The sequence below is a fragment of the Micromonospora gifhornensis genome (assembly GCF_016863515.1).
GTDB lineage: Bacteria > Actinomycetota > Actinomycetes > Mycobacteriales > Micromonosporaceae > Micromonospora > Micromonospora gifhornensis.
On sequence record NZ_BOPA01000018.1, the window covers coordinates 20,572 to 45,413 of the forward strand.

17 protein-coding genes are annotated in these 24,842 nt (G+C 69.4%); 11 read left to right on the plus strand and 6 right to left on the minus strand.

Going from position 1 to position 24,842, the window contains the following annotated elements:
- Entirely contained in the window at positions 1–1,248 is a 1,248-nt protein-coding gene (locus Vgi01_RS12740) for a mandelate racemase/muconate lactonizing enzyme family protein (RefSeq protein WP_204291128.1), read from the plus strand.
- A 161-nt stretch (positions 1,249–1,409) separates the two neighbouring features.
- Entirely contained in the window at positions 1,410–2,219 is an 810-nt protein-coding gene (locus tag Vgi01_RS12745; RefSeq protein ID WP_204291129.1) for a class I SAM-dependent methyltransferase, read from the plus strand.
- A 140-nt stretch (positions 2,220–2,359) separates the two neighbouring features.
- Here Vgi01_RS12745 and Vgi01_RS12750 read toward each other — a convergent pair whose 3' ends face one another.
- Both Vgi01_RS12750 and Vgi01_RS12755 read right to left on the minus strand, forming a co-directional pair.
- A complete protein-coding gene (locus Vgi01_RS12750) occupies positions 2,360–2,713 on the minus strand; it encodes a DUF1801 domain-containing protein (RefSeq protein WP_204291130.1) in 354 nt (117 codons plus the stop codon).
- 362 nt (positions 2,714–3,075) lie between these two features.
- Positions 3,076–3,282 (minus strand): hypothetical protein, encoded by a 207-nt coding sequence (locus Vgi01_RS12755; protein WP_102657108.1) that lies wholly within the window; start codon positions 3,280–3,282, stop codon positions 3,076–3,078.
- A 292-nt stretch (positions 3,283–3,574) separates the two neighbouring features.
- Between Vgi01_RS12755 and Vgi01_RS12760 the strand changes: the two genes are divergently transcribed.
- Positions 3,575–4,126 (plus strand): pyridoxamine 5'-phosphate oxidase family protein, encoded by a 552-nt coding sequence (locus tag Vgi01_RS12760; protein WP_233196691.1) that lies wholly within the window; start codon positions 3,575–3,577, stop codon positions 4,124–4,126.
- A 142-nt stretch (positions 4,127–4,268) separates the two neighbouring features.
- Complete coding sequence (locus tag Vgi01_RS12765; RefSeq protein ID WP_204291131.1) at positions 4,269–6,860, plus strand: tetratricopeptide repeat protein; 2,592 nt, start codon at positions 4,269–4,271, stop codon at positions 6,858–6,860.
- Positions 6,861–6,950: 90 nt separating this feature from the next.
- Here Vgi01_RS12765 and Vgi01_RS12770 read toward each other — a convergent pair whose 3' ends face one another.
- The gene (locus tag Vgi01_RS12770) at positions 6,951–9,251 is read right to left on the minus strand and encodes a cellulose binding domain-containing protein (protein ID WP_204291132.1); all 2,301 of its coding nucleotides are present in this window, start codon (positions 9,249–9,251) and stop codon (positions 6,951–6,953) included.
- Positions 9,252–9,495: 244 nt separating this feature from the next.
- On the opposite strand from Vgi01_RS12770, the gene Vgi01_RS12775 reads away from it, so the two are divergent.
- Entirely contained in the window at positions 9,496–9,654 is a 159-nt protein-coding gene (locus Vgi01_RS12775) for a hypothetical protein (RefSeq protein WP_204291133.1), read from the plus strand.
- An 86-nt stretch (positions 9,655–9,740) separates the two neighbouring features.
- Here Vgi01_RS12775 and Vgi01_RS12780 read toward each other — a convergent pair whose 3' ends face one another.
- Positions 9,741–13,304 carry a ThuA domain-containing protein gene (locus Vgi01_RS12780; protein ID WP_204291134.1) on the minus strand — a complete coding sequence of 1,188 codons (3,564 nt, stop codon included), beginning with the start codon at positions 13,302–13,304 and terminating at the stop codon, positions 9,741–9,743.
- Between the two features lie 558 nt (positions 13,305–13,862).
- Between Vgi01_RS12780 and Vgi01_RS12785 the strand changes: the two genes are divergently transcribed.
- The 6 genes from Vgi01_RS12785 to Vgi01_RS12810 all read left to right on the plus strand — a co-directional run bounded on the left by Vgi01_RS12785 (position 13,863) and on the right by Vgi01_RS12810 (position 21,851).
- On the plus strand, positions 13,863–15,374 hold the full coding sequence (locus Vgi01_RS12785; protein WP_102657102.1) for a sugar ABC transporter ATP-binding protein: 1,512 nt from the start codon (positions 13,863–13,865) through the stop codon (positions 15,372–15,374).
- Positions 15,371–16,345 (plus strand): ABC transporter permease, encoded by a 975-nt coding sequence (locus Vgi01_RS12790; RefSeq protein ID WP_204291135.1) that lies wholly within the window; start codon positions 15,371–15,373, stop codon positions 16,343–16,345. Before Vgi01_RS12785 ends, Vgi01_RS12790 begins: the two co-directional genes overlap by 4 nt.
- Positions 16,342–17,325, plus strand: coding sequence for an ABC transporter permease (locus Vgi01_RS12795; RefSeq protein WP_102657100.1), 984 nt, complete (start codon positions 16,342–16,344; stop codon positions 17,323–17,325). The genes Vgi01_RS12790 and Vgi01_RS12795 overlap by 4 nt, the downstream gene beginning before the upstream one ends.
- A gap of 13 nt (positions 17,326–17,338) precedes the next feature.
- Positions 17,339–18,523 carry a substrate-binding domain-containing protein gene (locus Vgi01_RS12800; protein ID WP_204291136.1) on the plus strand — a complete coding sequence of 395 codons (1,185 nt, stop codon included), beginning with the start codon at positions 17,339–17,341 and terminating at the stop codon, positions 18,521–18,523.
- A gap of 5 nt (positions 18,524–18,528) precedes the next feature.
- Positions 18,529–19,380: a sugar phosphate isomerase/epimerase family protein gene (locus Vgi01_RS12805; RefSeq protein WP_102657098.1), complete on the plus strand. Its 852-nt coding sequence runs from the start codon at positions 18,529–18,531 to the stop codon at positions 19,378–19,380.
- A gap of 74 nt (positions 19,381–19,454) precedes the next feature.
- Complete coding sequence (locus Vgi01_RS12810) at positions 19,455–21,851, plus strand: RICIN domain-containing protein (RefSeq protein WP_204291137.1); 2,397 nt, start codon at positions 19,455–19,457, stop codon at positions 21,849–21,851.
- Positions 21,852–21,892: 41 nt separating this feature from the next.
- On the opposite strand, the gene Vgi01_RS12815 is transcribed toward Vgi01_RS12810, so the two are convergent.
- Both Vgi01_RS12815 and Vgi01_RS12820 read right to left on the minus strand, forming a co-directional pair.
- Positions 21,893–22,825, minus strand: a complete 933-nt coding sequence (locus tag Vgi01_RS12815; protein WP_204291138.1) for an LLM class flavin-dependent oxidoreductase — start codon at positions 22,823–22,825, stop codon at positions 21,893–21,895.
- The gene (locus Vgi01_RS12820) at positions 22,822–24,696 is read right to left on the minus strand and encodes an LLM class flavin-dependent oxidoreductase (RefSeq protein ID WP_239088921.1); all 1,875 of its coding nucleotides are present in this window, start codon (positions 24,694–24,696) and stop codon (positions 22,822–22,824) included. Before Vgi01_RS12820 ends, Vgi01_RS12815 begins: the two co-directional genes overlap by 4 nt.
- Positions 24,697–24,842: the final 146 nt, after the last annotated feature.

Sequence of the window (24,842 nt, forward strand, 5' to 3'; positions counted from 1 at the left end):
ATGCAGATCACCGGATATCGGACGCTCACCACCGTGCAGGAATGGGGGCGCCCCGTCGGCGACGCCAACGGCGTCTTCGCCGACGGGGTGGTCCCGGTGCCGATCGTCGTCGTCGACACCGACGAGGGCATCCGCGGAGTGGGCATCGGCCCGTCCGTGGAGATCGAACGGATCTTCGCGGCGATCGACGGCGAGGACCCCCGCGCCGTCACCACGCTCTACGACCGGATGCTGCGGCACACCTTCAAGGCCGGGCACGCGGGCCCGGTCTTCGGCACCATCGGCGCGCTCGACACCGCCCTGTGGGACATCAAGGCGCAGGCCGCCGGTGAGCCGCTGTGGCGGCTGCTCGGCGGCCGTGACCGGCGGGTCCCGGCCTACGCGTCCGGTCTCGACATCGGCCTCACCGACGACGAACTGGTCATGGCATACCAGGAGTACGCCCAGTACGGCCTACGGGCCGCCAAACTCAAGGGCGGCCTGGACATCGAGCGTGACCGGCGCCGGCTGTGCCTGATCAGGGACGTGCTGACCGAGGCCGGTCAGGGCGGCAGGCCGGGTCTCATGCTCGACGTCAACGAGGCGTGGACCCGCAAACAGGCGGTCCGACACGTCAGCGAGATCGAACGCGTGCTGGACCTGATCTGGATCGAGGAACCCGTCCGACGCTGGGACGCCGAAGGTCTCGCCACGGTCGGCCGGGGCATCCGCGCCTCGGTCGCCACCGGCGAGAACCTCACCGGGCTCGAACAGTACCGCCCGTTGATCGCCGCCGGCGCGGTCGACATCGTCCAGACGGCCGCCGTCTGGGGTGTCACGCACTTCCTGCGGGCCTCGGCCCTGGCCCACGCGCACGACCTGCCGATCAGCCCGATCGGCAACAGCCCGGTCGGGCTGCTGCACGCGGCGACCTCGGTGCCGAACCACCTGACAAGCGAGCTGCAGGATCTGCGTCCACCGGTCGGCCTCACCGTCGACCTGCACGTCGAGGACGGTGCCTTCGTCCTCGGTGACTCGCCGGGGCTCGGCATCCACGTCGACGAGCGGGTGATCGCCGCCGCCGGCCGACGTCCGCAGGCCCACCCGGGTGACAGCCCGAACGTACGGCCGGAGCAGGCCGGACGCCGCCTGCTGGCGGAGGCCGACGGGGTACCTCCCCATCGGCGGTGGCCCGTCGCGGCACCCACCCCAGCGTCCCGTGACAACCACGAGCCCGACGGACAGATCCACCGGACGGTGGCGTCATGAGGGTCCTTGCCGCTGCGGCCGACGGTGCGGCAACGGGGCTGCGGCGCTCGGCGCTGGTGGCAGTACGGGTCTCGGTCGGCAGAGTTCATATCATGGGAATTCTCTGCCGAATAATGGGATGGATGGTTACGGTTGCGGTGGTCGATCGAGGGGATTCGCGCATGCCGGCCGCACCGAACGTCTACACCCACGGACACCACGAGTCGGTGCTGCGCTCACACCGGTGGCGTACCGCCGAGAACTCGGCGGCGTACCTGCTGCCGCACCTCGCGCCGGGCACGTCGGTGCTCGACGTCGGCTGCGGACCGGGCACCATCACGGTCGACCTGGCCGCCCGCGTCGCACCCGGACGAGTCACCGCCGTCGAGATCACCGACGACGCACTCCAACTCGCCCGCACCGAGGCCGACGCCCGTGGTCAGGGCAACATCGACTTCGCGGTCGCCGACGTGCACGCGCTGGACCTCCCCGACGGTACGTTCGACGTCGTCCACGCCCACCAGGTGCTTCAGCATGTCGCCGATCCGATCCAGGCGCTGCGCGAGATGCGCCGGGTCTGCCGTCCCGGTGGCATCGTCGCCGCGCGGGACAGCGACTATGCGGCGTTCACCTGGTTTCCTCGCGTACCGGCGCTCGACGATTGGCTCGCCCTGTACCAGCAGGCCGCCCGCGCCAACGGAGGCGAGCCGGACGCCGGAGGGCGTCTGCTCTCCTGGGCGCACGCCGCCGGATTCACCGACGTCAGGGCGACGGCGAGCACCTGGTGCTTCGCCACGCCGGAGGACCGGCAATGGTGGGGCGGGATGTGGGCCGAGCGGATCCTGAATTCGGACCTGGCCCGACAGGTGCTGGCCGCAGGCGTCGCCACAGCGCAGGACCTACGCAACATCTCGGACGGCTGGCGGGAGTGGGCCGAAGCAGCGGATGCCTGGTTCGCCGTGCTGCACGGCGAGATCGTCTGCCGGGCCTGACGGAGACGCTCGCTCGGCCAGGACATGCGTCGTCGACCCCAGCCGCTGGCTGTGACGCGGCCACCGACAGAAGGGTCACGCCGACGCCCGGTCGTGCCGAGGTGCGGTCCACCCTCATCCCGGGACAGGGGTGCAGACGATCAATCGACCACGGAGCGGACGATCTCGGCGATTCGCCTCTCAGTGACGGCATCCACCGTCTCGAAGTACCACGCGGCCGGCATCAGCCCACCGTCCGCGCCGCCTGCCGCGCGGAAGGTGGCCTTCTCGGTGATCGCGAGGTTCAATCGTTCGTCCATGCGCAGCGTGATGAGCGCGGGTGTGCTCGCCGACTTCGCGTAGGCGGGCATGCCGTACCAGATGCGCGGTTTCAGGGTTGGGGCCGCGGCCATGATGATGTCGTGCACCCGCTGCATCGTCGAACGGATCGGCTCGTCCATCTTCGAGATCCTGTCGACCACCTGCGTCAGGTTCTTTTCGTCCTTCGACGACATGTCATGTCCTTTCGTCTGCCGATGTCGGGCACCGGCGGTATGAAGTCGGCGCAACAGTGCGCCGCACCCCACCCGGACATGTCCTGAACTGCTCAGGTCTCTCCGCGATGATTCACGTGGTCTGTCACGTGGAAGCGCAGTCGGTGGCGGACCACCGCAGTCAGGCTAACGGATCCGCCGCGGCGTGGTCGTCCGGGTCTGCCTCGGACAGGGCGCCACGGAGCATGACGGGGGATCCGGAACCCCACGTCGAACGTACCGATGGGCGGATGAGGCCCCGCCTTGCAAACGAACCTGCGGCTGCGGCCAGACACTGGTAGCGGCCACAACTACTGGAGCGGCCGTTACCAGGAGGTCCGGAGTCAGCCGCTTCGACGGTTGCCGTACTGGCGAGGACTCTGCACCGTGCCGGAGCGGCCGTGGACGCGGCTCGGGGTACCCCCGGTGTGGTTGGCGGTGGCCTTGCCCTTGGACCGGCGTGCCGCCCGGTTCTCGAAGGGCTGTGGCTGTTCCTCGGTGTCCGTTTCGGCGTCGGCGGTGGGATCGGCGTCGCTGGTGGCGTCGGTCATGGGTGTCTCCTCGTGCTGTTTCAGGACTGGGCTGTATCGCGGCGGGTCTGGAAGCGTGGCCGCCGCGATACGCAGACGGTAGCGGGCAGGCTGACCCGAGTCGGGACCGACTGCCCGAGTAAACCATCCAGGCCGGTCGGGAGCCGTCACGTCGCGCCGCCGGTCTGTCAGGCCGGCTGCCGCTGGCGTCCGCAGGCGAGTTGAAGAAACATGACGCAAGGTGTCAGGTTTTGGGTGGAGCATGGGTTCATCGGTCGGCGCCGGTGATAGGCGCGGACCACGGCACAGATAGATGCGGAGAGACAAGGCCTCCATGCGCGAAACCCCACAAGATCTCGAAGAACTCCAAGCCCTGCTTGACGCCTCCCTCGCCCGCTCCACGTCTCACCTTCGCTCGATCATCAACTCCGCGCGCACACTGAACGCGGAGCAGCTCACCCAGGTCCTCACCGGCATGTGCACGCTCGCTCTGTCCAGCGTGACAGCGAAGGGTGAGCCGCGGATCAGCGGTGTCGACGGGCACTTCCTGCGAGGCAAGTGGTACTTCGGCACGGCGCCCGACGCCGCCAAGGCGCGCCACCTCGCGGCGCGGCCCGCCGTCAGCGCCGCACACATGCGCGGTGAGGATCTCGGCGTCTTCACGCACGGCACGGTGGAGATCCTCAACCCCCGCAACGGCGACCAGGCCAGGGACTGGCCGGACGTGCTTGCGTACTTGAAGGACTTCTACGGCGACGACCTCTTCGACTGGGACAACGACGTGGTCTACTACCGGCTGCATCCGCACTGGATGACCGTCTATGCCCCAGACATCGCAAAGCTCACCGTGACGTCCAAGCCCTGACCCACAGCACGGTCTCGCCTTCGGGTGGGGTGCTGGTGATCCAGGCGGGGGGCCGCCCTTCGTAGGGGGCACCCCCTCCGCGTCGGCGCGGCTACAATGAGCTAAAACATTCTTGAGCGTCAATGTATATGTGGGACTGTCGATGACCGCTACCCGAGCGGAGGATGCGTCCGCCGCAATGCCCGACCCGGGTCGGGCCCGCACGCTGGATGAGCTGGTCGCAGGGCTGCGGTCGTTGAAGGTCTGGGCGGGAAACCCGTCCTACGAATGGATCACCGGCCAGGTCAACAACGCGTGGCGGGCCGCCGGTCGCCCGACCGGCGAGTTGGCCAAGCGGCCCACGGTCGTGGACTGCTTCAAACCCGGTCGGCGGCGGCTGAACACCGACCTCGTGACCGCAGTCGTGCAGGCACTGCACCCGGACGAGGGGTACGTGCACCAGTGGCGCCAGGCGCTGCGGGTGGTCGGCGGGGAGGCCCTGGCCGCCGTCGTGGTGCAGGTCCAGGACAGGCTTCCACCCGACCTGGCCGGGTTCACCGGTCGTACCGCCGAACTCGATCAGCTCCGCCGCGCTCTCGGCCGCAACGGCGCGGTGGCGATCTCGGCGATAGAGGGGATGGCCGGCGTCGGTAAGACCCAGCTCGCCATTCACGCCGGGCATATTCTCATCCGGGAACGTCAATTTGATCGGGCGCTTTTCGTCAACCTGCGCGGATTTCACCCCGACCCCGCTCGACCTCCAGCGGACCCGGCCGCCGTCCTGGACGGCTTCCTGCGGCTGCTCGGTGTACCGCCGCAGCGCATCCCCCACGCTCTCGAGGCCCGCACCGCGGCCTACCGTGACCGGCTCGCCGGTACCCGCACCCTGATCGTGCTGGACAACGCCGCCGACCTCGACCAACTCCGCCCGCTGCTCGCCGAGGTGCCCGGCTGTCTCACCGTGATCACCAGCCGGCGAAGCCTGTCCGACCTGCCCTCGGCCACGCAGTTGGTGATCGACGTGTTCGCAGCGGACGAGGCCGTTCGATACCTGGCCCACGCCGCTGGCCAGGTCCCGGTGGGCGACGATCGCACCGCTGCCGCCCGTATCGCACGGCGCTGCGGCTACCTGCCGCTGGCGCTGGATCTGACGGCCGGACACATGCGCGCCACACCCGACTGGACCCTCACCGATCACGCCGACCGGCTCGACGAACGCCACGACCAGCGACGCCTGGAAACCGGTGTCGAGCTCGCCCTCGACCTGTCCTACCACCGCCTGCCCGCCGACCAGCGCCAGCTGCTCCGGTTGCTCGCGCTGCACCCCGGGCAGGACAGCGACGCCTACGCCGCGGCTGCCCTGACCGGCGCCGACATCGAGGTCACCCGTGCCCATCTGGACCGCCTGTGCCGCGACCACCTGCTGCACCAGTCCAACGCGGGCCGGTACACCTTCCACGACCTCGTCCGCACGTACGCCACCACCCGAGCCCACGACGAGGTCCGCCCACGCGACCGTCGCGCCGCCCTGACCCGCCTGTTCGACTACTATCTCGCCACGGCCGCCTCCGCGATGGACGCTCTGCACCCCGCCCAGGTGCATCTTCGACCCCACGTCGCCCCGTCCGGTACCTGCGTCCCCGAGCTGACCGACCCGGACACCGCCCGCATCTGGCTCGACACCGAACGGCCAGCCCTGGTCACCGTCGTGGCCCACGCCGCCACCCACGACTGGCCCGCCCACGCCATCCGGCTCTCCCGCGTCCTGGTCCAGTACTTCGCCGGTGGCCACAACAGCGACGCCATCACCGTCCACAGTCATGCCCGCCGTGCCGCCAGCCGCATCGACGACGTCACCGAACAGGCCCACGCCCTCGCCGACCTTGGCGTCGCTTACCTCTGGGGCGGCCAGCACCAAGCCGCAGCCGAACACTTCACCGAGGCTCTACGCCTGTTTGAACAGACCGGCGACGCTCCCGGGCAGGCCCGGACCCGGACCAACCTCGGCATCGCCGAACAGCGGCTCGGCCGCTATCGCGAGGCCGCCGCCCACTTCGCGCAGGGCGAGATCCTGCACCGGCGAGCCGGCAACAAGGTCGGTCAGGCCCGCACGCTGACAAACCTCGGCGACATCGAACAGAAGGCGGGTCGGTACGGCGAGGCCGCCACGCACCTGCGGCAGGCGCTCGCCCTGTTCCGAGAGACCGGAGACCGGGCCGGCGAGGCGGTGTCGCTTGTCAACCTCGCGGAGGTCGACACGCGGTTGGGCCGGCATGGGGCGGCCGCCGAAAGCCTGGCCCAGGCGCTTGTCCTGTTTCGTCATGCCGGCCACCGCAACGGCGAAGCCTGGACGCTGGATGGGCTGGGCACCCTCCACGCTGCTCGCGGCGAGCCCGCCAAGGCCGCCGAGTACCACCAACAGGCCCTGACGATCCTGCGGACGACCGGCGACCGGCACGGCGAGGCGTACGCGCTCAACGGCATCGGCGAGGCCGCGCTCGCCGCAGGCCACCCCGCCGACGCTCATCGCCATCACACCGCCGCGCAGCGGATCGCCGCCGAGATCGGTGCCCGCGACCAGCAGGCCCGCGCCCACACTGGGCTGGCCAATGCCCACCGCGCCCTCGGCCATCTCGACGAGGTCCGTGCTCACTACCACCACGCCCTCGCCATCTTCACGGACCTCGGTACGCCCGAGGTCGACCAGATCCGCGCCTGCCTCGCCGCCCTCGACAACGCCGGCATCCACACCTGAGCGAGATCCCCGGGAAGCCCGCCCGGTGGCTCCCAACCCGGGGATCTCGCGTTACGGGAGTGGTCGAGAATGACCGCCCCCCCCCGTGGGTCAGGTGGTGCAGGGGGAGCCGTTCAGCGTCCACCCCACCGGTGGCGGGTTGGAGATGCCGCTATTGCCCAGGAAGCCGAACGACGTGGAGGCGCCGGGTGCGAGCGTGCCGTTGTGGCTGAGGTTCCGTGCCGTCACCAACGCGTTGGACTGCGTCACGTTGGCGTTCCAACTGCTGGTGATCCGCTGCCCGTTCGTGAACGAGAAAGTCAGAGTCCACCCGTTCACGGGAGTGTTGCTGGTGTTCGTGATGGTCACGTTGCCGGTGAAGCTGGCGGACGCCGCGTTGGAGTTGGCTGTGTAGGCGATCCGGCAGGCACCGTTGCCTCCGGTGGGCGAGGGGGAAGGGGATGGTGGTGCGGGGTTGCCGTCCACCGCGGCCTTGGGAAGTCCGACGAAGATGTCAGCAGCCTGCCGGCCAAGTACGGCGACATCCAGCTCGCACGAGACATTCCACATCGGCTCGAGACGTAGCGTGGCGCAGTACTCCTTCGCCGGCTGAAGAACATTCGCGGGGAGGTTGTGGGAGTAGAACGGCTCTGCCGGGTTGCCCACGCCGACGGCTTCGCAGAAGCGCAACAGTGAGGTGGTGTGGCTGACCCGCCAACTGTTGCCGAAGACCCCGTACAGGTCGGCGAAGGAGGGCGGCACACGCAGGGGGTCGCCGTTGCTGGCTTCGAGGAAGTGGGGGTCACCGTTGTGGTTGCCCAGCAGGCCGCGCACCGCCGGGGTCTCGGAGCCCAGGCTGATGCCCAGGTTCACGTACGGTACGGTGCCGGCGATGGCGGTGCTGCGGACGAGGTTGCCGGACGGGTCCCTGAACGTGTAGACGTTTCCCACCCGGTCGATCGCCACTCCGGTGGAAAGCAGCAGTGATTCGCCGGAGGGCAGGTTGGTGTCGACTCCGTTCACGACCAGACGGGTCCCGGCGCACACCGCCAGCCTGGTGTTGCCCATCCGCACGCCGACTGACTGGTTCATCGATGCGTTGGGCCAGGTCGGGGCGCCAGACTTCTTGCGTGTCTGCACCTCGAACGTGGTACCGGCCCGTGCCTCGACGAAGTCACCCGTAGCCTGGAAGTCGTAGTACGTACCGGCGAAGGTGTACTGGTGAGTGTCGCCGACGGCGACGGCGGCCCTGCAGCCCGCCAGCTCCCGATTCTTGGCTGCCTGGTTGATGATGAGGGCTGGCGCCGGCGATGTGGGGGTCGCACTCGGTTTGGCGAAGTTGAGGTTGTTCCTCTCCTTGCTGTAGCCGACATCTTTGCATTCGGGCGCCTTCGGACTGCCGTCGACTATCGTCGTGCGAAGGTTGAAGTCGGCCTCCTTGTTGAAGACGGCTGTGGATCCGTTGCCAAAGCCGAACACGTTGAACTCGACCTGCGTCCATCCCGGTCCCGCCTGGTCCGGCAGCGGCTCCCCTGGCACGACGTGAAGGACATCCGAACTGGACGTCGAGGCGGCGTTCTGGTTCCCATCGTTGAACGTGACCACGTCGACGACGGTGTCCGCGCCGACCGTCTGCGTCTGCGCTTCCAGCTTGAAGCCCGGAAGTGCGATGTTCCTGATCGGTACGTAGGGAAGCGGGCCCGCCGCCCTCTCGCGCCTCAGCCAGCAGTGGACCTCGCCGTCGTCCGGGACCTCAGTCCAGTCGATCGGGCAGGGCTTGCCCTGGCTCGCATCCGGGTTGTAAGCCAGCAACCAGTAGTCGATGTAGAGACGGCTGGGTGGCTCATTCGGAACGGTTTGCGGGGTGTTGGCGAAGATGAACTGCTTCCAGCCCTCACACAGCGCGGGAGTCGGTGAACTGGCGCACTCCCTGACCTTGAGGCGGTTGGTGTTGAGCTGGAGCGTGTAGCTGTTCGCCATCACCGGCCCGCTGGTCGGGGAGGAGTTCACCGTCAGCAGGTCCTTGTCCTTGACATCCTCGAACGTGCCGGTCGCCCTGGTGATGTCACCGGCATCCGCGGGTCGCTCCGTCACGATGCCCATTCCGGTGCCACCACCGATGTCCCTCCGCGCAGCCGGTACACGGTTCGGGGACATCGGGATCGCCGGCTGGTCCACGCACGCGGTCTCCCGCCACACCACCTTGGGATAGGTCGCGTCGAAGCACCCGTCCAGCGATGGCCGCGGGGCCTCGACGATCTGCGCATGCCAGGCCAGGAGATTCTCCTGCGTGGCGGGTTGCTCCGCTTCACTGCCGGCGTGGACGACTCCCATCGTCAGTAGGACAGCCGCGATCGTGGCGCCGACCAGCCCGAGTTGTGCTCGACGTTTTCGCGGTAGCAATCTCAGCATCGTTTCCTCCCCAACGCTTGTGAAACCGCCTGGCGCTCGTCTGCGGGCGGGTCTTGCTGAGGAGGGTCGCGCGGTGGGGGACAGGGTGGGGAAATCCCATACAAACCCATAAACGCCTTCGTGGTGCTGGCACTCCCCGCCATGTGGCGCACGAGAGGCGGGTGCGGCGGGCTGGGATGAATCGGCGTTGGAACGGTTCCTCGCAGACGACGCGCTGGGACGGCGGCTCGCCGACGGATGGCATGTGCGATTGCAGTACCTGCGGCGGTACGGCGAGGTGGCCGCGCTCGCCGGCCTACCGGTGCAGGCGGGCCGGTGGGATCCGGAGGAGCCGATGGTGGCCGTCACCCTCGCCCGGCTCAAGCTCTTCGAACTGCCCCGGTTCCGGCTGCTGCTTCCCTGAGCGACTCGGGAGCCAACGGTGTCGGGACCGGCGCCGTGGTGCGACGCCGGTCCCGATCAGAGGTGTCACTGGTCAGCTGTGGCCGGTCAGGCCGCGCTGAACCGCCACTGCTGGTTGGTGCCACCGTGGCAGGTCCACTGCAACAGTCGGGCCCCGTCCGTGGTGGCGGCGGAGTTGACGTCCAGGCAGAGCCCGCTCGGCACACTCTTCACCGTGTAGACCCCGGAGGTGCCGGTCGGGGTGGCGGTGAACTTCTGTTGGTTGCTGTTGTTGCAGGTGGCCTGCTGGAGGAAGGCCCCCGCTGTGGTGGAGCCGCCGATCACCTCGGCGCACTTGCCACTGTGCACCGCCTTCAGGTAGACCGCGCCATTACCGGCGTCGACGGCCTGCCACTTCTGGTTGTTGCCGCCGGTGGACGCCCACTGATGGATCTGCGCCCCGTCGGCGGTGGAGACACCGTTGACGTCCATCAGCTTGCCGCTGTGCTGCGCGGTAAGCGTCCAGGTCTTGCCCGCAACCCCGTCACCGGGAGGAGGGGTGACCGGGCCGCCGGTGCCGACCCCGGGGCCACTGAAGGTGTGAGAGTCGAGGTCGAACCAGTTGTTGCCGCTGCCCTTGAACACGAGATACAGGGTGTGGGTCCCGGCCAGGGCGGTGACGTTCACCGGTGCTGTGGACTGGTAGTTGTCCCAACCGCCGGTGGCGGGCACCGGCGTGGTGGCCAGCAGGGTGCCGGTGGGTGAGCCGGCCCGTAGTTCGATCGTGCCGCCGCCCGACGGCGACGACAGCCGGTAGCTGACCGTGTTGATCCCCGACAGGCTCATCGGGGTGAACGCCACCCAGTCGTTGTTGGAGATGTCCCCGATGCGCTTGCCGCTCTGCGCGCCGGCCTGTTCGACGATCCGGGTGCCGGACTGGCTGCTGTAGTACTCGGCCTGCTTGTGCTTGGGCTGGAGGATCACCTGCGCGTGACCGGTGAGCGGCGCCGCGCCACCCGCCCCGCCGTTGTCGGTGTAGCGGGCGTTGAGCACGTAGAACAGGTTGGCGCCGTCGGGGTGCCCGCCGAGCAGGTCGGTCGGGATCGTGCCCGAGCAGCCGGGATAGTCGGTGGTCTCGTGGGCGTGGTCGTCGTGCCCGAGAGCCGGGTTGAGGAACACCTTGGAGCAGTCGATCGCCGCGCCACCCGGGTCGGAGACGGAGATCTGGTACGAGACCTGGTCGCCGAAGGTCAGCATGCCTCCGTTGGCCGGGGTGGTGATGGTGACCACCGGAGCGGTGTTGCCGACGGTGATCTGGACGTTGGCGAAGCCGCTCTTGCCCGAACTGTCGGTCACCTTCAACTGGGCGGTGTAGTTGCCGTTGCTGGTGTAGACCTTTGACGGGTTGGCCGCCGTCGAGGTGGTGCCGTCACCGAAGGTCCACTGGTAGCTGAGCGTGTCGCCCGGATCGGGGTCCATCGACCCGGCGCTGGAGAACTGCACGGTCAGCGGGGCGTTGCCGCTTGTCGGCGTCCCGGTCGCCTTCGCGATCGGGGTACGACCGCCCTGGATGTAGTCGATCCGGTAGAGACCCGAGTCGCTGTTGCCGCCACCGAAGTTGGTCCCCCACTCCAGCAGGTACAGCGAACCGTCCGGGCCGAACTCCATGTCCATCGGCTTGTTGAACCGGGTGGTCGGCAGGAACGGGTTGGTGCGGGTGACCGCCGTGGCGGAGTCGAAGTGCACCTCCTTTATGTAGTTGCGGGACCACTCGTAGAAGAAGTGCACGCCGTCGTAGTAGGGCGGGAACTTGGTCGCCGACGGGTTCGCCGCGTTGTACCGGTAGACCGGTCCACCCATCGGCGCGGAGCCGCCGGAGCCCAGCTCGGGGAAGGTCTGCGAGGTGCCGTAGCCGTACCAGATGTTGGGTGCGACCACCGGCCGGAGGCTGGTCAGGCCGGTGTTGTTTGGCGAGTTGTTCACCGGCGCCGCGCAGTTGAACTTGGCGCCGACCGCACCGGTGTCCGGGTTGTACGGCGCGTACGGCTGGTTGTCACCGTGGCAGAACGGCCAGCCGTAGTTCCCCGGTGCCTTGATCACGTTGAGTTCGACGAGACCTTCGGGGCCACGGTTGGTGGTCGGGGGATTGCGGTCGGGCCCGTAGTCGGCCAGGTAGACCCAGCCGTTGGACGGATCGATGGAGAAGCGGAAGGGGTTGCGGAAACCCATCGCGTAGATCTCCGGGCGGGTCTGCGCGGTGCCCTGCGGGTAGAGGTTGCCCGACGGGATGGTGTAGCCGCCGCCGGCCGAGGGCCGGATCCGCAGCAGCTTGCCACGCAGGTCGTTGGTGTTGCCGGCGGTACGGGCGGCGTCGAGCATGTGCTTGCCCGACCGCCAGTCCAGCGGGGCGTAGCCCTGCCAGTTGGGGTCGAGGTTCGGTGCCACGTCGTCGCCGGTGCCGATGTAGAGGTTGCCGTCCGGACCGAAGTCGATGTACCCGCCGGTGTGGCCGGGCTCCGGGTAGGTCCGGTCCCGGTACGCCGGGATGTCGATGATGGTGACACCGCTGGACATGTTGAGCGTGTCACCGGTCAGCGTGTAGCGGGACACCCGGTTGACGTCCGTGCTGCTGCTGGCCGGTGAGTGGTACAGGTAGACGTACCCGTTGCTGGCGAAGTTCGGGTCCAGGGCCAGCCCGGTGAGCCCGTCCTCGCCGCCGGTGTAGACGCTCAGCGTGCCGGCGGTGACGGTGCTGTTCGTACTCGGCTTGAAGATCTTGACCTGGCCGCCACGTTGCACGTAGAGCACCCGACCGTCGGGTGCTACCGCCAGCGACATCGGGTCGACGGTGTTGTCGTCGAGGGTGCGCTTCTCGAAGTTGCCCCAGACGGTGCCACCGCAGTCGCCGGGCTGGTTGCCGGCGGCCCACTTGACGCCACCGAGGACGTGGTTGCGGAAGTGGGTCTCGCTGTAGGACGCGATGGCGTGACCCATGGCCGTGGCCCAGACCCGACCGCCGCCGACGCTGCGGCACCAGGAGATCGGGTGGTCCGGGCCCATCGCCCGGGAACCGGGGTTGTACGTCCGTTCGTCGGCGGTCACCAGCACGTGCACGTCGCCGCGGGGGTTCTTGTCGAAGTTGTACCACTCCTCGCTGCGGTTCCAGCGGTCCGGCAGGCTGGCCGTGGACGGGTGCTTCTTGTCGGCCACGATCGCGGTGCCGGGCAGCACGCCGGGGGAGTGCTCGGGCATGTGCGCGCCGGCGTTGATGGTCTGGTCCCACCACGGGTATTCGCCCTCGATGCCCATGTCGGTGGCGTTGTGGATGGCGACGATTCCCTTGCCGGAGGCGAGGTAGCCCTCCACCGCCTGGCGTTGGGCGGCCGAGGTCCAGACCATGCCGGAGGTCTGGAACATGATGAGAACGTCGAAGGTGGCCAGGTTGGCCGGGGTGAAGACGCTCGAGTCCTCACTGTGTACGAGCTCGAAGTTGTCGGCTGCCGCCTGCTGCTGGAACATCGACACCCCGGCGGGGATCGAGTCGTGCCGGTAGCCGGTGGTCTTGGTGAACAGCAACGCCCGGAAGGCGGGCGCCGCCGACGCCGGGTTGACCAGCGCGAGCGCCAGTAACAGACCCAGGGTCACACCGATGATTGTTGTCTTACGACGCATTCCGTCTCCTCTGTGGCGGTGCGGTGCGGGGCGGGGCGGGGCGGTGTGGGGCGGGGCAACTGTGGTGCGACCACGGAGCCGGTCACCGGTCCGGGCACGGCGCAGGGTGCCGTGCGGTGGGCGCGAGCCCGGTCGCGTCGTCGTGCCTGGCGTCGCCCGGTCGCACGGCCGGCGGTCACGCAGCGTCATGCCGGATCGGTTGCCGTCCCGTGGTCGGGAGGGCCGGGGCCGGAAGCTCTATATATGGGAAGTCGTTGATGTTAACGACAACATCTGGAGCGGTGTGGTGCGGTAGCGCGCGTCCTGAAGGTGCCCGTATGCACGCTCACCTGGGCGGCAGGATGATCGAAAGCCGCTGCCAGGTAGGGGATTGCGAACTCATACCCGAACATCTATCTTCATACGTGTGATGTTTCGGTTGTGTCAAGCGAAAGTTTGAGCACGACCACAGGAAGTGCCGTGCTCGGCGACGAAAACGGGCGGGTTGCCAGCGCGGAAGTGCCCTGTGTGCCGCCGACGCACCTTGACTCTGACTACTATCCGTGAGGAATTTCGACGATGCCAGATGGACACCCCGGTGCCCTGCTCGCCCTGCGGGGCATCAGCAAGTCCTTCCTCGGCGTCGGTGTCCTGCACGAGGTCGACCTCGACGTCGCGGCCGGCGAGGTGCACGCGGTCGTCGGCGAGAACGGTGCCGGCAAGTCCACCCTGATGAAGATCGTCTCCGGCGGGTACGCCCCGGACGCCGGCACCATCACCCTGGCCGGGCAGCCGCAGGTGTTCGGCAGCCCACGCGACGCCCAGCGGGCCGGCGTCGGCATCATCCACCAGGAGTTCAACCTGTTGCCGGAGCGCACCGTCGCCGAGAACGTGTACCTGGGTCACGAGCCGGTACGCCGCGGCCTGGTCGACCGGCGTCAGATGCTCGCCTCCACCCGACGCCTGCTGGACTCGATCGGCGAGACGGCCCTACCCGCCGACGCGCCGGTCGGACGCCTCAGCGTCGCCCAGCAACAGGTCGTCGAGATCGTCAAGACGCTCGCCCTCGACGCGCGACTGATCATCATGGACGAACCCACCGCCGCGCTGGCCGACCACGAGGTGGCCCTGCTCTACCGCCTGGTGCGCCGCCTCCAGGAGCAGGGCATCGGCATCCTCTACGTCTCGCACCGGCTCACCGAGGTCTTCGACCTGTCCAGCCGGATCACCGTGCTCAAGGACGGCCGGCGGGTGACCACCGTACCCACCGCCGACACCACCGCCGACGAACTGGTCCGGCACATGGTCGGGCGGGAACTGTCCCACTACTACCCGCCGCGAGCCACCCCGCAGGACATCGGCGAGGTCCGGCTCACCGTCCGCGCGGGCGCCAACCGCAAGCTGCGCGACATCGACCTGACGTTGCGCGCGGGAGAGGTGCTCGGCGTCGGCGGCCTGCAGGGCTCCGGGCGCTCCGCCCTGGCCCGAGCCCTGTTCGGGGTGGCACCGTTCACCGCCGGCGAGGTCGTCGTCGACGGCACCCCGACCCGACTGCGTTCCCCGCGTACGGCGATGCGGGCCGGGGTCGCCTACGTCAGCGAGGACCGCAAGGGCGAGGGGATCGTCGCCCGTCAGTCCGTACTGGACAACGCGCTGCTGGCCAGCCGCGCCGTCTTCGCCCTCCGCTCCGGCCGCACCGCCCGCACCGTACGGGTCCGGGAACTGCTCGCCGCCGTCGAGGTCCGCAGCGCCGGTGACCAGCAGGAGATCCGGTACCTGTCCGGCGGCAACCAGCAGAAGGTGGTGCTGGCCCGCTGGCTCGCCGTGAACCCGCGGATCCTGCTCTTCGACGAACCCACCCGCGGTATCGACGTGGGTGCCAAGTCCGCGATCCACGACCTGGTGCGCCGACTCGCCCGCGACGGCGCGGCGGTACTGATGATCTCGTCGGACCTGCCCGAACTGCTCGGCATGAGCGACCGCATGATCGTCATGCGCGACGGGCGGATCGCCGGCGAACTGCCGGCCGGCGCCACCGAGGAGGACGTCGTCGCCCTCGCCGTCGGCACGGTACGGGAGACGGCCGCGTGAGCGCCCTGCCTCTGTCGCCCGCCCGGCGGCCGGTGCCGGGCGTGTTCGTGGCCCTGGGCCTCACCCTCGCCATCGGCTGGCTGGTCGTCGCGATCGACGGCGGCCAACTGTTCAACCAGTCGACGACGGTGAGTCTGCTGCACGTCGCCGCCGGGCTCGGATTCGTCGCGGTCGGCCAGACCCTGGTCATCCTCGGCGGCTCGCTGGACCTCTCGGTGGCGTACGTGGTCAGCCTCAGCACCCTGGTCGCGGCCGAGACCATGAACGGCAGCAACGCGGCGCTGCTGCCCGCGATCGGCCTCACCCTGCTCGTCAGCGCCGGCATCGGGCTGTTCAACGGGCTGCTCGTCACCACCGGTCAGATCAACCCGTTCATCGCCACCCTCGGTGTCGGGCTGCTGCTCAAGGGCTATCTCGACAGCAGGTACGACGGCCCGGCCGGCAGCACCGCCCCGGCCCTCGTACAGACCCTCGGCTACCAGCGGGTCGGGCCCGTACCGCTGTCCTTCCTGCTGCTGCTCGCGGTCGCCGGGGCCTGCTGGTTCCTGCTGTCGCGGACCCGGTTCGGTCACCACCTGATCGCCGTCGGCGGTGACCCGGAGGTGGCCCGGCTCTCCGGTGTCCGCAACGACCGGGTACGGGTGACCGCCCACGTGCTCTGCTCCCTGTGCGCCGGGCTCGCCGGGATCTACCTCGCCAGCCGCCTCGGCTCCGGCGCTCCCCGGGTCGGCACCGAGGGCCTCTACGACCTGGAATCGATCGCCGCGGTGGTGATCGGCGGCACCGCCCTCGCCGGCGGCCGGGGCGGGGTCGTCGGCACCGTCGGCGGCGTGCTGCTGCTCGCCGGCATCGACGCCATCTTCAACCAACTCGCGGTGGACGCCTTCGCCAAGCAGGTCGTCCGAGGCGTGATCATCATCGCCGCCGTGGCCGTCTACGCCCGTCGGGCCCTGCGGAAGGCGGACCGGTGACCACACAGACCGTCTCGCGTCGCCTCGCACCGCTGCGGCGGTGGAACAGCGGTGGGATCCTGCCGATCCTCGCGGTGCTGGTGGTGCTCCTGGTCCTCGTCGCCGCCCGCCAACCCGACTTCCTCAGCCCGCCGTCGCTGATGTCGTTCCTCGGCCGCTCGGCGCCGATCATCCTGCTCGCCGCCGGTCAGTACTTCGTGATCGTCTCCGGGGAGTTCGACCTGTCCGTCGGCTCCCTGGTCACCGCGCAGGTGGTGGTCGCCGCCCGGCTCATCGACAGCGACCCGTCGCGGACCTGGCCGGTGGTGCTGGTGCTGCTCGCCGGGGGTGCGCTCGTCGGCCTGGTCAACGGCCTGATCACCACCCGGCTGCGGGTGCCCTCGTTCGTCACCACCCTCGGCATGTTCCTGATCCTCGTCGGCGCGGTCTACCTCTGGTCCGACGGCGCGCCCAAGGGCGGTCTCACCGACCAGTTCCGCCAACTCGGTCGCCGGGCCGTCGAGGACGTACCGGTGTTCGGTCGGCTGCCGTACGCGCTGCTGGTCCTGCTGGTCCTCGCGGTGGCCGCGGTGCTGCTGATGCGCTCCGACTTCGGTCGGACCCTGGTCGCCGTCGGCGACAACCCGCGTACCGCACAGCTGAGCGGGGTGCGGGTGTGGCGTACCCGCACCATCGCCTTCGTCCTCAGTGGCCTCGCCGCGGCGGTCGCCGCGATCCTGATCGGCGGGTACGGCGGCGTCTCCTTCCAGGCCGGCGCGGGCCTGGAGTTCGGCGCCATCACTGCGGTCGTCCTCGGCGGGGTCGCCCTCGGCGGCGGCCGGGGCTCGGTCGTCGGCGCGATGCTCGGCGCGCTGACCCTCGAACTGCTCTTCGCGTTGATGAATTTCTACGGCGTCTCCGGCGCGCTCAGACCGAGCGTGCAAGGCGCCATCATCCTGCTCGCCGTGGCGGTCTCGGCCCGGCGTTTCTCATCCAGATAAAGGGGATTGCCTCATGAAACGTTGCCTGGCCGCGGTCGCCGCGGTGACCTTGCTGACGCTCGCCGGCTGCGCCACGGACACGCCGGTGGCCACCCCGTCCAGCACCGAGTCCGCACCGGCCGGCGCCGGCACCGGCGAGCAGTCGAAGTTCTTCGACCAGACCGACTACGACAACGAGTTGGCGCTGCTCGACGCCACCGCCACCGGGCCGGCGGACAAGCCGTGGGAGCAGGCGCTCAACCCCACGCTTGTGGACACCACGAAGTTCAAGAAGGCCGGCCCGTACAAGATCTGTTTCTCCAACGCGGCGTTGAACAACCCCTGGCGGCAGGTCGGTTACAAGACCATGCAGGCGGAGGTGGCGGCGCAGGGCGACCGGATCAAGGAGTTCGTGCACGTCGAGGCCGAGGGTAAGGACCAGAAGCAGATCGCCGACATCAACGACCTGCTCGGCAAGGACTGCGACGCCCTGATCGTCTCGCCGAACACCACCGCCACCCTCACCCCGGCCGTGGAAGCGGCCTGCCAGACCGGTCTGCCGGTCATCGTCTTCGACCGTGGCGTCGACACCGACTGCCCGGTGACCTTCATCAACCCCATCGGCGGGTACGGCTTCGGTCATGTCGGTGCCGAGTTCGTCAGCCAGCGGATGAAGCCCGGCGGCAAGCTGCTCGCCCTGCGCATCCTGCCCGGCGTGGACGTGCTGGAGACCCGCTGGTCCGCCGCGAAGGTCGCCTTCGACAAGGCCGGCGTCGACGTCGTCGGGGTCGAGTTCACCGACGGTGACCCGGCCAAGACCAAGAAGATCGTCGACGACTACCTCCAGCGGTACGGCACCATCGACGGCGTCTGGATGGACGCCGGGGCGGTCGCGGTCGCGGCGGTCGAGGCGTTCCAGGACGCCGGCAAGCCGGTGCCCCCGATCAACGGCGAGGACCAGCTCGACTTCCTGAAGGTGTGGAAGGAGGCCGGTCTCACCGCGATCGCGCCGACCTACCCGACCTACCAGTGGCGCACCCCGATCATCGCGGCCCTGCGCATCCTCGACGGCCAGCAGGTGTCCAGCCCGTGGAAGCTGCCCCAGCCGACGATCACGCAGGAGAACCTCGACAGCTACCTCGACGCGGACATGCCGCCGCTGCACTACGCGATGTGCGGCTGCACCGACCTGCCCGGATACCCCCAGCGCTGGAAGTAGGCCCGATGTACGAGATCGGCGTCAACCCATGGGTGTGGGCCTCACCGGTCGACGACGCGGCCCTCGCCGACCTGGTGCCCCGGATCGCCCGCTTCGGCTTCGACGCGGTGGAGTTGCCGATCGAGCAGCCCGGGGACTGGGATCCGGCCCGGACCCGGGACCTGCTCACGGCCCACGGCCTGACCGCCGCCGGCGTCTGCGCGGTCACCCCGCCCGGTCGGGACCTGGTCGACGCCACCCCGGAGGTGGTCGAGGCGACCCGGGCGTACCTGCGGGGCTGTGTGGACGCTGCGGTGGCCGTCGGCGCGCCGACGGTCGGCGGTCCGGTCTACGCCTCCGTGGGCCGGACCTGGCGGATGAGCGTGGCCGAGCGCGCCACCTGCTACGCCGACTTCCGTCGGGCGCTGACGCCGGTCGCCGACTACGCCGGCGAGCGGGGCGTGGCCATCGGCGTCGAGGCGCTCAACCGCTACGAGACGAGTGTGGTCAACACCATCGAGCAGACGTTGGACCTGATCGACGGTCTGCCGCCGAACGTCGGCCTCATGATCGACACGTACCACATGAACATCGAGGAGGCCGACCCGTACGCCGCGCTCGCCGCCGCCGGCCCGCACATCAAGCACGTCCAGGTCAGCGGCACCAACCGGGGGGCTCCCGGTGCCGACCACCTGGACTGGCCCCGGTTCCTCGCCGTGCTGGCCACGACCGGATACCGGGGCGCGGTCTGCATCGAGTCGTTCACCCCGGACAACGACACGATCGCCACCGCCGCCTCGATCTGGCGACCGCTGGCTCCCTCACCGGACCGGCTCGCCCTCGACGGCCTGGCCCACCTGCGCGGAATTCTCGGCTGACCTGCCGGCGACATCCCGTGCAGCCCTGAGCACGCACCCCCACCACCACACCCGTCCCCGGTAAGGAGACCTCTGTGTCCGTACCTCCCTTGTCGGCCGCACCCAGAAGGGTGCTGGCCGCGATCGCGGCGGTGACGCTCACCGGCGCGGTCACCGCCACCGTCGTGGCCGCCTCCGCCGCACCCGCCCTCGCGGCCACCACCACCCTGTACGCGTCCCCGTCCGGCAGCGGCAGCAGTTGCAGCGCCGCCCAACCGTGCTCGTTGACCGCCGCGCAGACCGCGGTACGGGCGCAGAACAGCTCGATGTCCGGCGACATCGTCGTGCAACTCGCCGACGGGGTGTACCGGCTGTCCTCGCCACTGCGGTTCACCGCCGCCGACTCCGGCACCAACGGCTACCGGGTGCTGTGGCAGGCGGCACCGTCGGCCCGACCCGTCATCAGCGGCGCGCGGGCGGTCACCGGCTGGTCGCTCGTCGACGCCGGCCGCAACATCTGGCGGGCCAACGTCGGCGCCGGGCTGGACAGCCGGCAGCTCTACGTCGACGGTGCCGTCGCCACCCGGGCCCGTACCCAGGTCAACCGGGCCGACTTCACCGCCGACAGCACCGGCATGCGGTTCACCAGCGGCGCGCTGAGCTACCTGAACAACCTGGCCAACCAGAGCCGCATCCAGATGGAGAGCGTCAACTCCTTCACCGACCGGTACGTGTCGGTGCAGAGCATCAGCGGCAACCAGATTCGGATGCAGCAGCCGGGCTGGAGCAACAACAACTTCGGGTACGACACCTTCACCAGCCCGCACCGGCCCGGCCCGCTCTACCTGAGCAACGCCTACGAGTTCCTTGACTCGCCGGGGGAGTGGTACCTGGACCCGGGCAGCGGCGCGCTGTCCTACATCCCGCTCGCCGGGCAGAACATGAACACCGCCCGGGTGGAGTTGCCGACCCTGCAGTCCCTGCTCCAGATCGGCGGCACGTACGCCGCGCCCGTGCACCACGTGACGTTCTCCGGGATCACCTTCACCGGCACGAGCTGGCTGGGTGCCAGCAGCAACCAGGGCTACGTGGACCAGCAGACCGGCGCGTACATCTACGGCAACTGGAACTGGCCCGCCTTCAGCTCGTGCCACAACGGCTGCCCGCAGTTCGAGGCGACCCGGCCGAACTGGCAGCAGATGCCGGCCGCCGTGCAGATCTCCGCCGCCGACAACATCACCCTCAGCGACTCCGCGTTCGTCAACCTGGGGCAGACGGCCATCGGCATCGGCAACGACGCCAACGCCCACGCCAGCGGCGTCGGCCTCGGGACCAGCAACATCACCGTCACCCGGTCCGAGATCGCCCGCAACGCGGCCGGGGGCATCGTCGTCGGCGGCGTACGGGCCGACGCCCATCACCCGAGCGACCAGCGGATGGTCAACCGGGACATCACCATCAGCAACAACCGGCTGCACGACCTGGGCATCGAGTACCGGGGCATCGTGTCGGTGCTGACCACGTACGTCAACAACGCCACCGTCTCGTACAACGAGGTCTACAACATGCCGTACACCGGCATGTCCATCGGCTACGGCTGGGGTTCCAACGACGCCGGCGGCAGCAACCACTACGCCGACCGGGGCCTGTACAACTACCAGCCGCGCTACACCACCGCCACCACGGCGGCCAACAACCGGCTGATCGGCAACTACGTGCACGACGTCATGCAGCAGATGAACGACGGCGGCTGCATCTACACCCTGTCGGCGAACCCGGGCGCGCTGATCAGCGACAACTACTGCCTGCGGACCAACGGTCACTTCGGGCTCTACTTCGACGAGGGCTCACGCTTCTTCACCGCCCGCAACAACGTCTTCTCCTCGACCGGCACCTGGGCCACGGCCAACTACTGGTACGCCGAGAACATGGGCAACTTCACCGTCACCAACAACTGGTCGACAAACGGCAGCACCAACGTGACGAACGGCGACCGGGGCAACGTCGTCTCCGGCAACGTGACGGTGACGGGCGGCAACTGGCCCTCGGGCGCCCAGGCCGTGATGGCCGCCGCCGGGCCGCAGGGCGGCGGTGGCACCCCGCAGAGCGTGCAGATCGTCGGTGGGCAGTCCGGCCGCTGCCTGGAGATCGGCGGGTCGAGCACCACCAACGGCACCCAGGCGCAGCTCTGGGACTGCCACGGCGGCACCAACCAGCGGTGGACCTACACCGCCGGCAAGCAACTGATGGTGTACGGCAACAAGTGCCTCGACGCCTCCGGTCAGGGCACCGCCAACGGCACCCTGGCGATCATCTGGGACTGCAACGGCCAGAGCAACCAGCAGTGGAACGTCAACAGCAACGGCACCATCACCGGCGTCGGGTCCGGGCTCTGTCTCGACGCCAGCGGATACGGCACCACCAACGGCACGAAGGTCCACCTCTGGGCCTGCCACGGCGGCACCAACCAGCAGTGGTCCCTGCGTAGCTGATCCCCGCGTGGTGGGGTGGGTCGGGCCACCCCACCACGCGGTCACGCCTCGCCCTGCGTCCGGTCCGGCGCAGCGGGTCGGCGTTCCCGTTCGACGATCGCCCGTACCGCAGGTGCGATCTCGGCGCCGAAGCGCTGCGTCATGCTCGGGTCGTCGCCGCCGATGATGAAGGCGCTGACGCCGTGCCCCAGGGCCAGCTCGGCGATCTGGTCGACCCAGGCCTCGGACGGGCCGTTGAGCAGCCCGCGCGGCGCCGACGAGAACTGCACGTTCATGAAGTTCATCAGCCGTCGTACGGCCGCCGGGTCGCGACCGGCGTCGTGCGCTGCGGCGTCGATCCGGGCATTGAGTTCGGGTAGGGAATCGGCCCCTCGGGGCAGGTACTCGATGGTGGGCAGCCAGCCGTCGCCGACCCCACCGGTGAGGGCGAGCATCTTCGGCTTGTACGCGCCGACCCAGATCGGGATGTCGTGGGCGGGCCGCGGACCACGTCGGGCCCCCTTCACCGAGTAGTACCGCCCGTCGTAGTTCACCGCCCCGGTGGCATCGGTGTCCCAGATCTCGCGGATGATCTCGATGCCTTCGCCCAGCGCGGTGACGCCCTGGGCGGCGCTCAGCCGCCGTCCCCCCATGGCGGCGATGCCGTCCCAGAACGCACCGGCGCCGATGCCGAGTGCGAAGCGGCCGCCACTGAGGATGTCGAGCGAGGCGGCGGCCCGGGCCAGCACCGCCGGCGGTCGCAGCGGCAGGCTGGCGACGTTGGCGTTGACGTGGATGCGCTCGGTGCGGGCCGCGGTGAAGGCGAGCAGGGTCGAGGTGTCCAGGAACGAGGGCTGGTACGGGTGGTCCTGAAAGCTGACCAGGTCGAGACCGGCCCGGTCGGCGGTGACGGCCAGGTCGACAACCTGTCGGGCCTGCTGCGCGACGGGCGTGGCGAAGACGCCGAAGAGCAGGTCGTGTCCGTAGTCGGTCATGCGCGTGCCTCCTGCACCGCTGCGGGGTCGCCCGTCGGGTCGATGTTGAAGTTGTCTCGGAAGAGGTTGTCCGGGTCGTACCGGCGTTTCAACGCGCGCAGGCGCTCCAGCACCGGTGCCGGGAAGGCGTCGAGCAGCCGTTGGGGGCTGCGGTCGGTCTCGAAGCTGAGGTAGAGCCCGTCGAAGTGCCGGCGCAGTGGCTCCCACACCGCGGTGAGGCGCTTGTCGTTCTGACCCATCGCGGCCAGTTGGAAGGCCGGGGTGCGGTGGGTGAAGGCGGTGTCGTCGGGTGCCACGTCGGCGATCGCGCCGCCCATCGCCCGCAGCTCGAAGAAGTACACGGCTCCGCTGCGCAGCATCGCGGCGGCGTCGCGGGCGAACTCGGGGGTCAGGGTGGGCACGAACGCCGACCGGGAGTTCGGCTCACCGAAACCGTGCTGGCCGTCCGGTCCGACGTCGGCGGCGCTTCCCATCACGCCCGCGTACGGCGTCATCACCACCTGCTGGCGGGCGAGCATGCCGAGCTCCAGGAACGGTGTCAGGCGCGCCACGACGATGTCGGGATCCGGGTTGTCGACCACCGCGAAGAGCTGGACGGTCGAGAGGCCGTCGCGGGGTTGCCCGGTGACGAGGAAGACAGTCGTGTCCCTGGGCGCTGCGCTTGCCAGTTCGCCGTAGCGCCGTAGCGACTGCTCGATGTCGGTGGAGACCAGGGCGAGTTGCGCCCAGCCGACCTCGCCCACCTCGTCGACCTCGAACTCGAACGAGGTGGCGATGCCGAAGTTGGCGCCCGCGCCACGTACGGCCCAGAACAGCTCCGGGTGCTGCTCCCTGCTCGCCTGCACCTGCCGGCCGTCGGCGAGCACGAGGTCCACCGACCGGAGATGATCGATCGTCAGGCCGTGGTTGCGGGAGAGCAGGCCGATCCCGCCCGCCGTGGCGAGCCCACCCACGCCGACACCGCCGTAGTCTCCCGAGCCCAGCGCCCACCCGTGCGGGGCCAGGGCAGCGGCGACCTGCTTCCAGGTCGCGGCGGGACCGGTGCGGACGAGCCGGCGGGCGGGGTCCACCACCTCGATGGTGTTCATCGCGCCCAGGTCGATCACCAGGCCGCCACGGTTCGTCGAGCGGCCACTGATGCCGTGGCCGGCGCTGCGGATGCCCAGCGGCAGGTGCCGGTGTCGCCGGGCGAACCCGATCGCGTCCGACACCTCCGCCGGTGTCCGGGGTCGCAGCACGAGTCCGGGACCACCACCACGCAGGTAGGTCGAGGACAGGGCGCGGTAGGGCGGGTCGCCGGGCTCGACCACCGTCTCGGCGAGTGACGCCGGTACGCCGTCGTAGTCGATGCCCGGCTTGCGGTGCGCGCGTACCGCCGCTGGGCGTCGGCGTACCCCGGCTCGGTCGTCGCGCCCGGCGACCAGCGCGGCGAGACGCTCGACGTCTTCGCGTGAGTGCACCGGGACCACGACGGGCAGATCGCTCTCGGCGGCGCCGGCCAGATCCTCCGGCTTCGCATCCGGTGGCGCGACGACCCAGCCGGCCGGGTTGGAGATGATCCGACCCGGCGCCAGGATGTCGAGGCTGTCCTCTGCCTTGGCCTGGACCTTCGGGTACGGCGCCTCGGGGTCGGTCGGATCGGGTGGTGACGTGCCGCCGGCGGGGGCGCCGATGGTGATCCGGCTGGTAGATCCGGCGAGCCAGACCGCCGCCGTCCAGGGGTCGAGGCCGGTGGTCCGCTGCGCAGTTCCGTCGGTGACGACCACCAGGTCCAGGCCGCGTTCTTCGGCCAGGCGGGCCAGCGCGACGGTCTCCTGCGGCGCGTGAGCCAACCGTGACACGTCGAGAGCGATGCCGATCTCCATGACCATCAGATGTTCCTCATCCCGGACTCGTGCCCGCGAGGAGTCGCCTCCGCGCGGTTCTGACCTCTGTCGCAGCCGGCCCTCGGCGGGCTGGTGCCGCTGTCTTCGCTCAGTGAAATGCTCGGTGACACCGATAATATTTCAGACAGATG

What these genes read in the sequence shown, in the direction of transcription:
- Vgi01_RS12740 (WP_204291128.1), top strand. Translation starts at nt 1, where the DNA reads ATGCAGATCACCGGATATCGGACGCTCACCACCGTGCAGGAATGGGGG.
- Vgi01_RS12745 (WP_204291129.1), top strand. Translation starts at nt 1,410, where the DNA reads ATGCCGGCCGCACCGAACGTCTACACCCACGGACACCACGAGTCGGTG.
- Vgi01_RS12750 (WP_204291130.1), bottom strand. Translation starts at nt 2,713, where the DNA reads ATGTCGTCGAAGGACGAAAAGAACCTGACGCAGGTGGTCGACAGGATC.
- Vgi01_RS12755 (WP_102657108.1), bottom strand. Translation starts at nt 3,282, where the DNA reads ATGACCGACGCCACCAGCGACGCCGATCCCACCGCCGACGCCGAAACG.
- Vgi01_RS12760 (WP_233196691.1), top strand. Translation starts at nt 3,575, where the DNA reads ATGCGGAGAGACAAGGCCTCCATGCGCGAAACCCCACAAGATCTCGAA.
- Vgi01_RS12765 (WP_204291131.1), top strand. Translation starts at nt 4,269, where the DNA reads ATGACCGCTACCCGAGCGGAGGATGCGTCCGCCGCAATGCCCGACCCG.
- Vgi01_RS12770 (WP_204291132.1), bottom strand. Translation starts at nt 9,251, where the DNA reads ATGCTGAGATTGCTACCGCGAAAACGTCGAGCACAACTCGGGCTGGTC.
- Vgi01_RS12780 (WP_204291134.1), bottom strand. Translation starts at nt 13,304, where the DNA reads ATGCGTCGTAAGACAACAATCATCGGTGTGACCCTGGGTCTGTTACTG.
- Vgi01_RS12785 (WP_102657102.1), top strand. Translation starts at nt 13,863, where the DNA reads ATGCCAGATGGACACCCCGGTGCCCTGCTCGCCCTGCGGGGCATCAGC.
- Vgi01_RS12800 (WP_204291136.1), top strand. Translation starts at nt 17,339, where the DNA reads ATGAAACGTTGCCTGGCCGCGGTCGCCGCGGTGACCTTGCTGACGCTC.
- Vgi01_RS12805 (WP_102657098.1), top strand. Translation starts at nt 18,529, where the DNA reads ATGTACGAGATCGGCGTCAACCCATGGGTGTGGGCCTCACCGGTCGAC.
- Vgi01_RS12815 (WP_204291138.1), bottom strand. Translation starts at nt 22,825, where the DNA reads ATGACCGACTACGGACACGACCTGCTCTTCGGCGTCTTCGCCACGCCC.
- Vgi01_RS12820 (WP_239088921.1), bottom strand. Translation starts at nt 24,696, where the DNA reads ATGGTCATGGAGATCGGCATCGCTCTCGACGTGTCACGGTTGGCTCAC.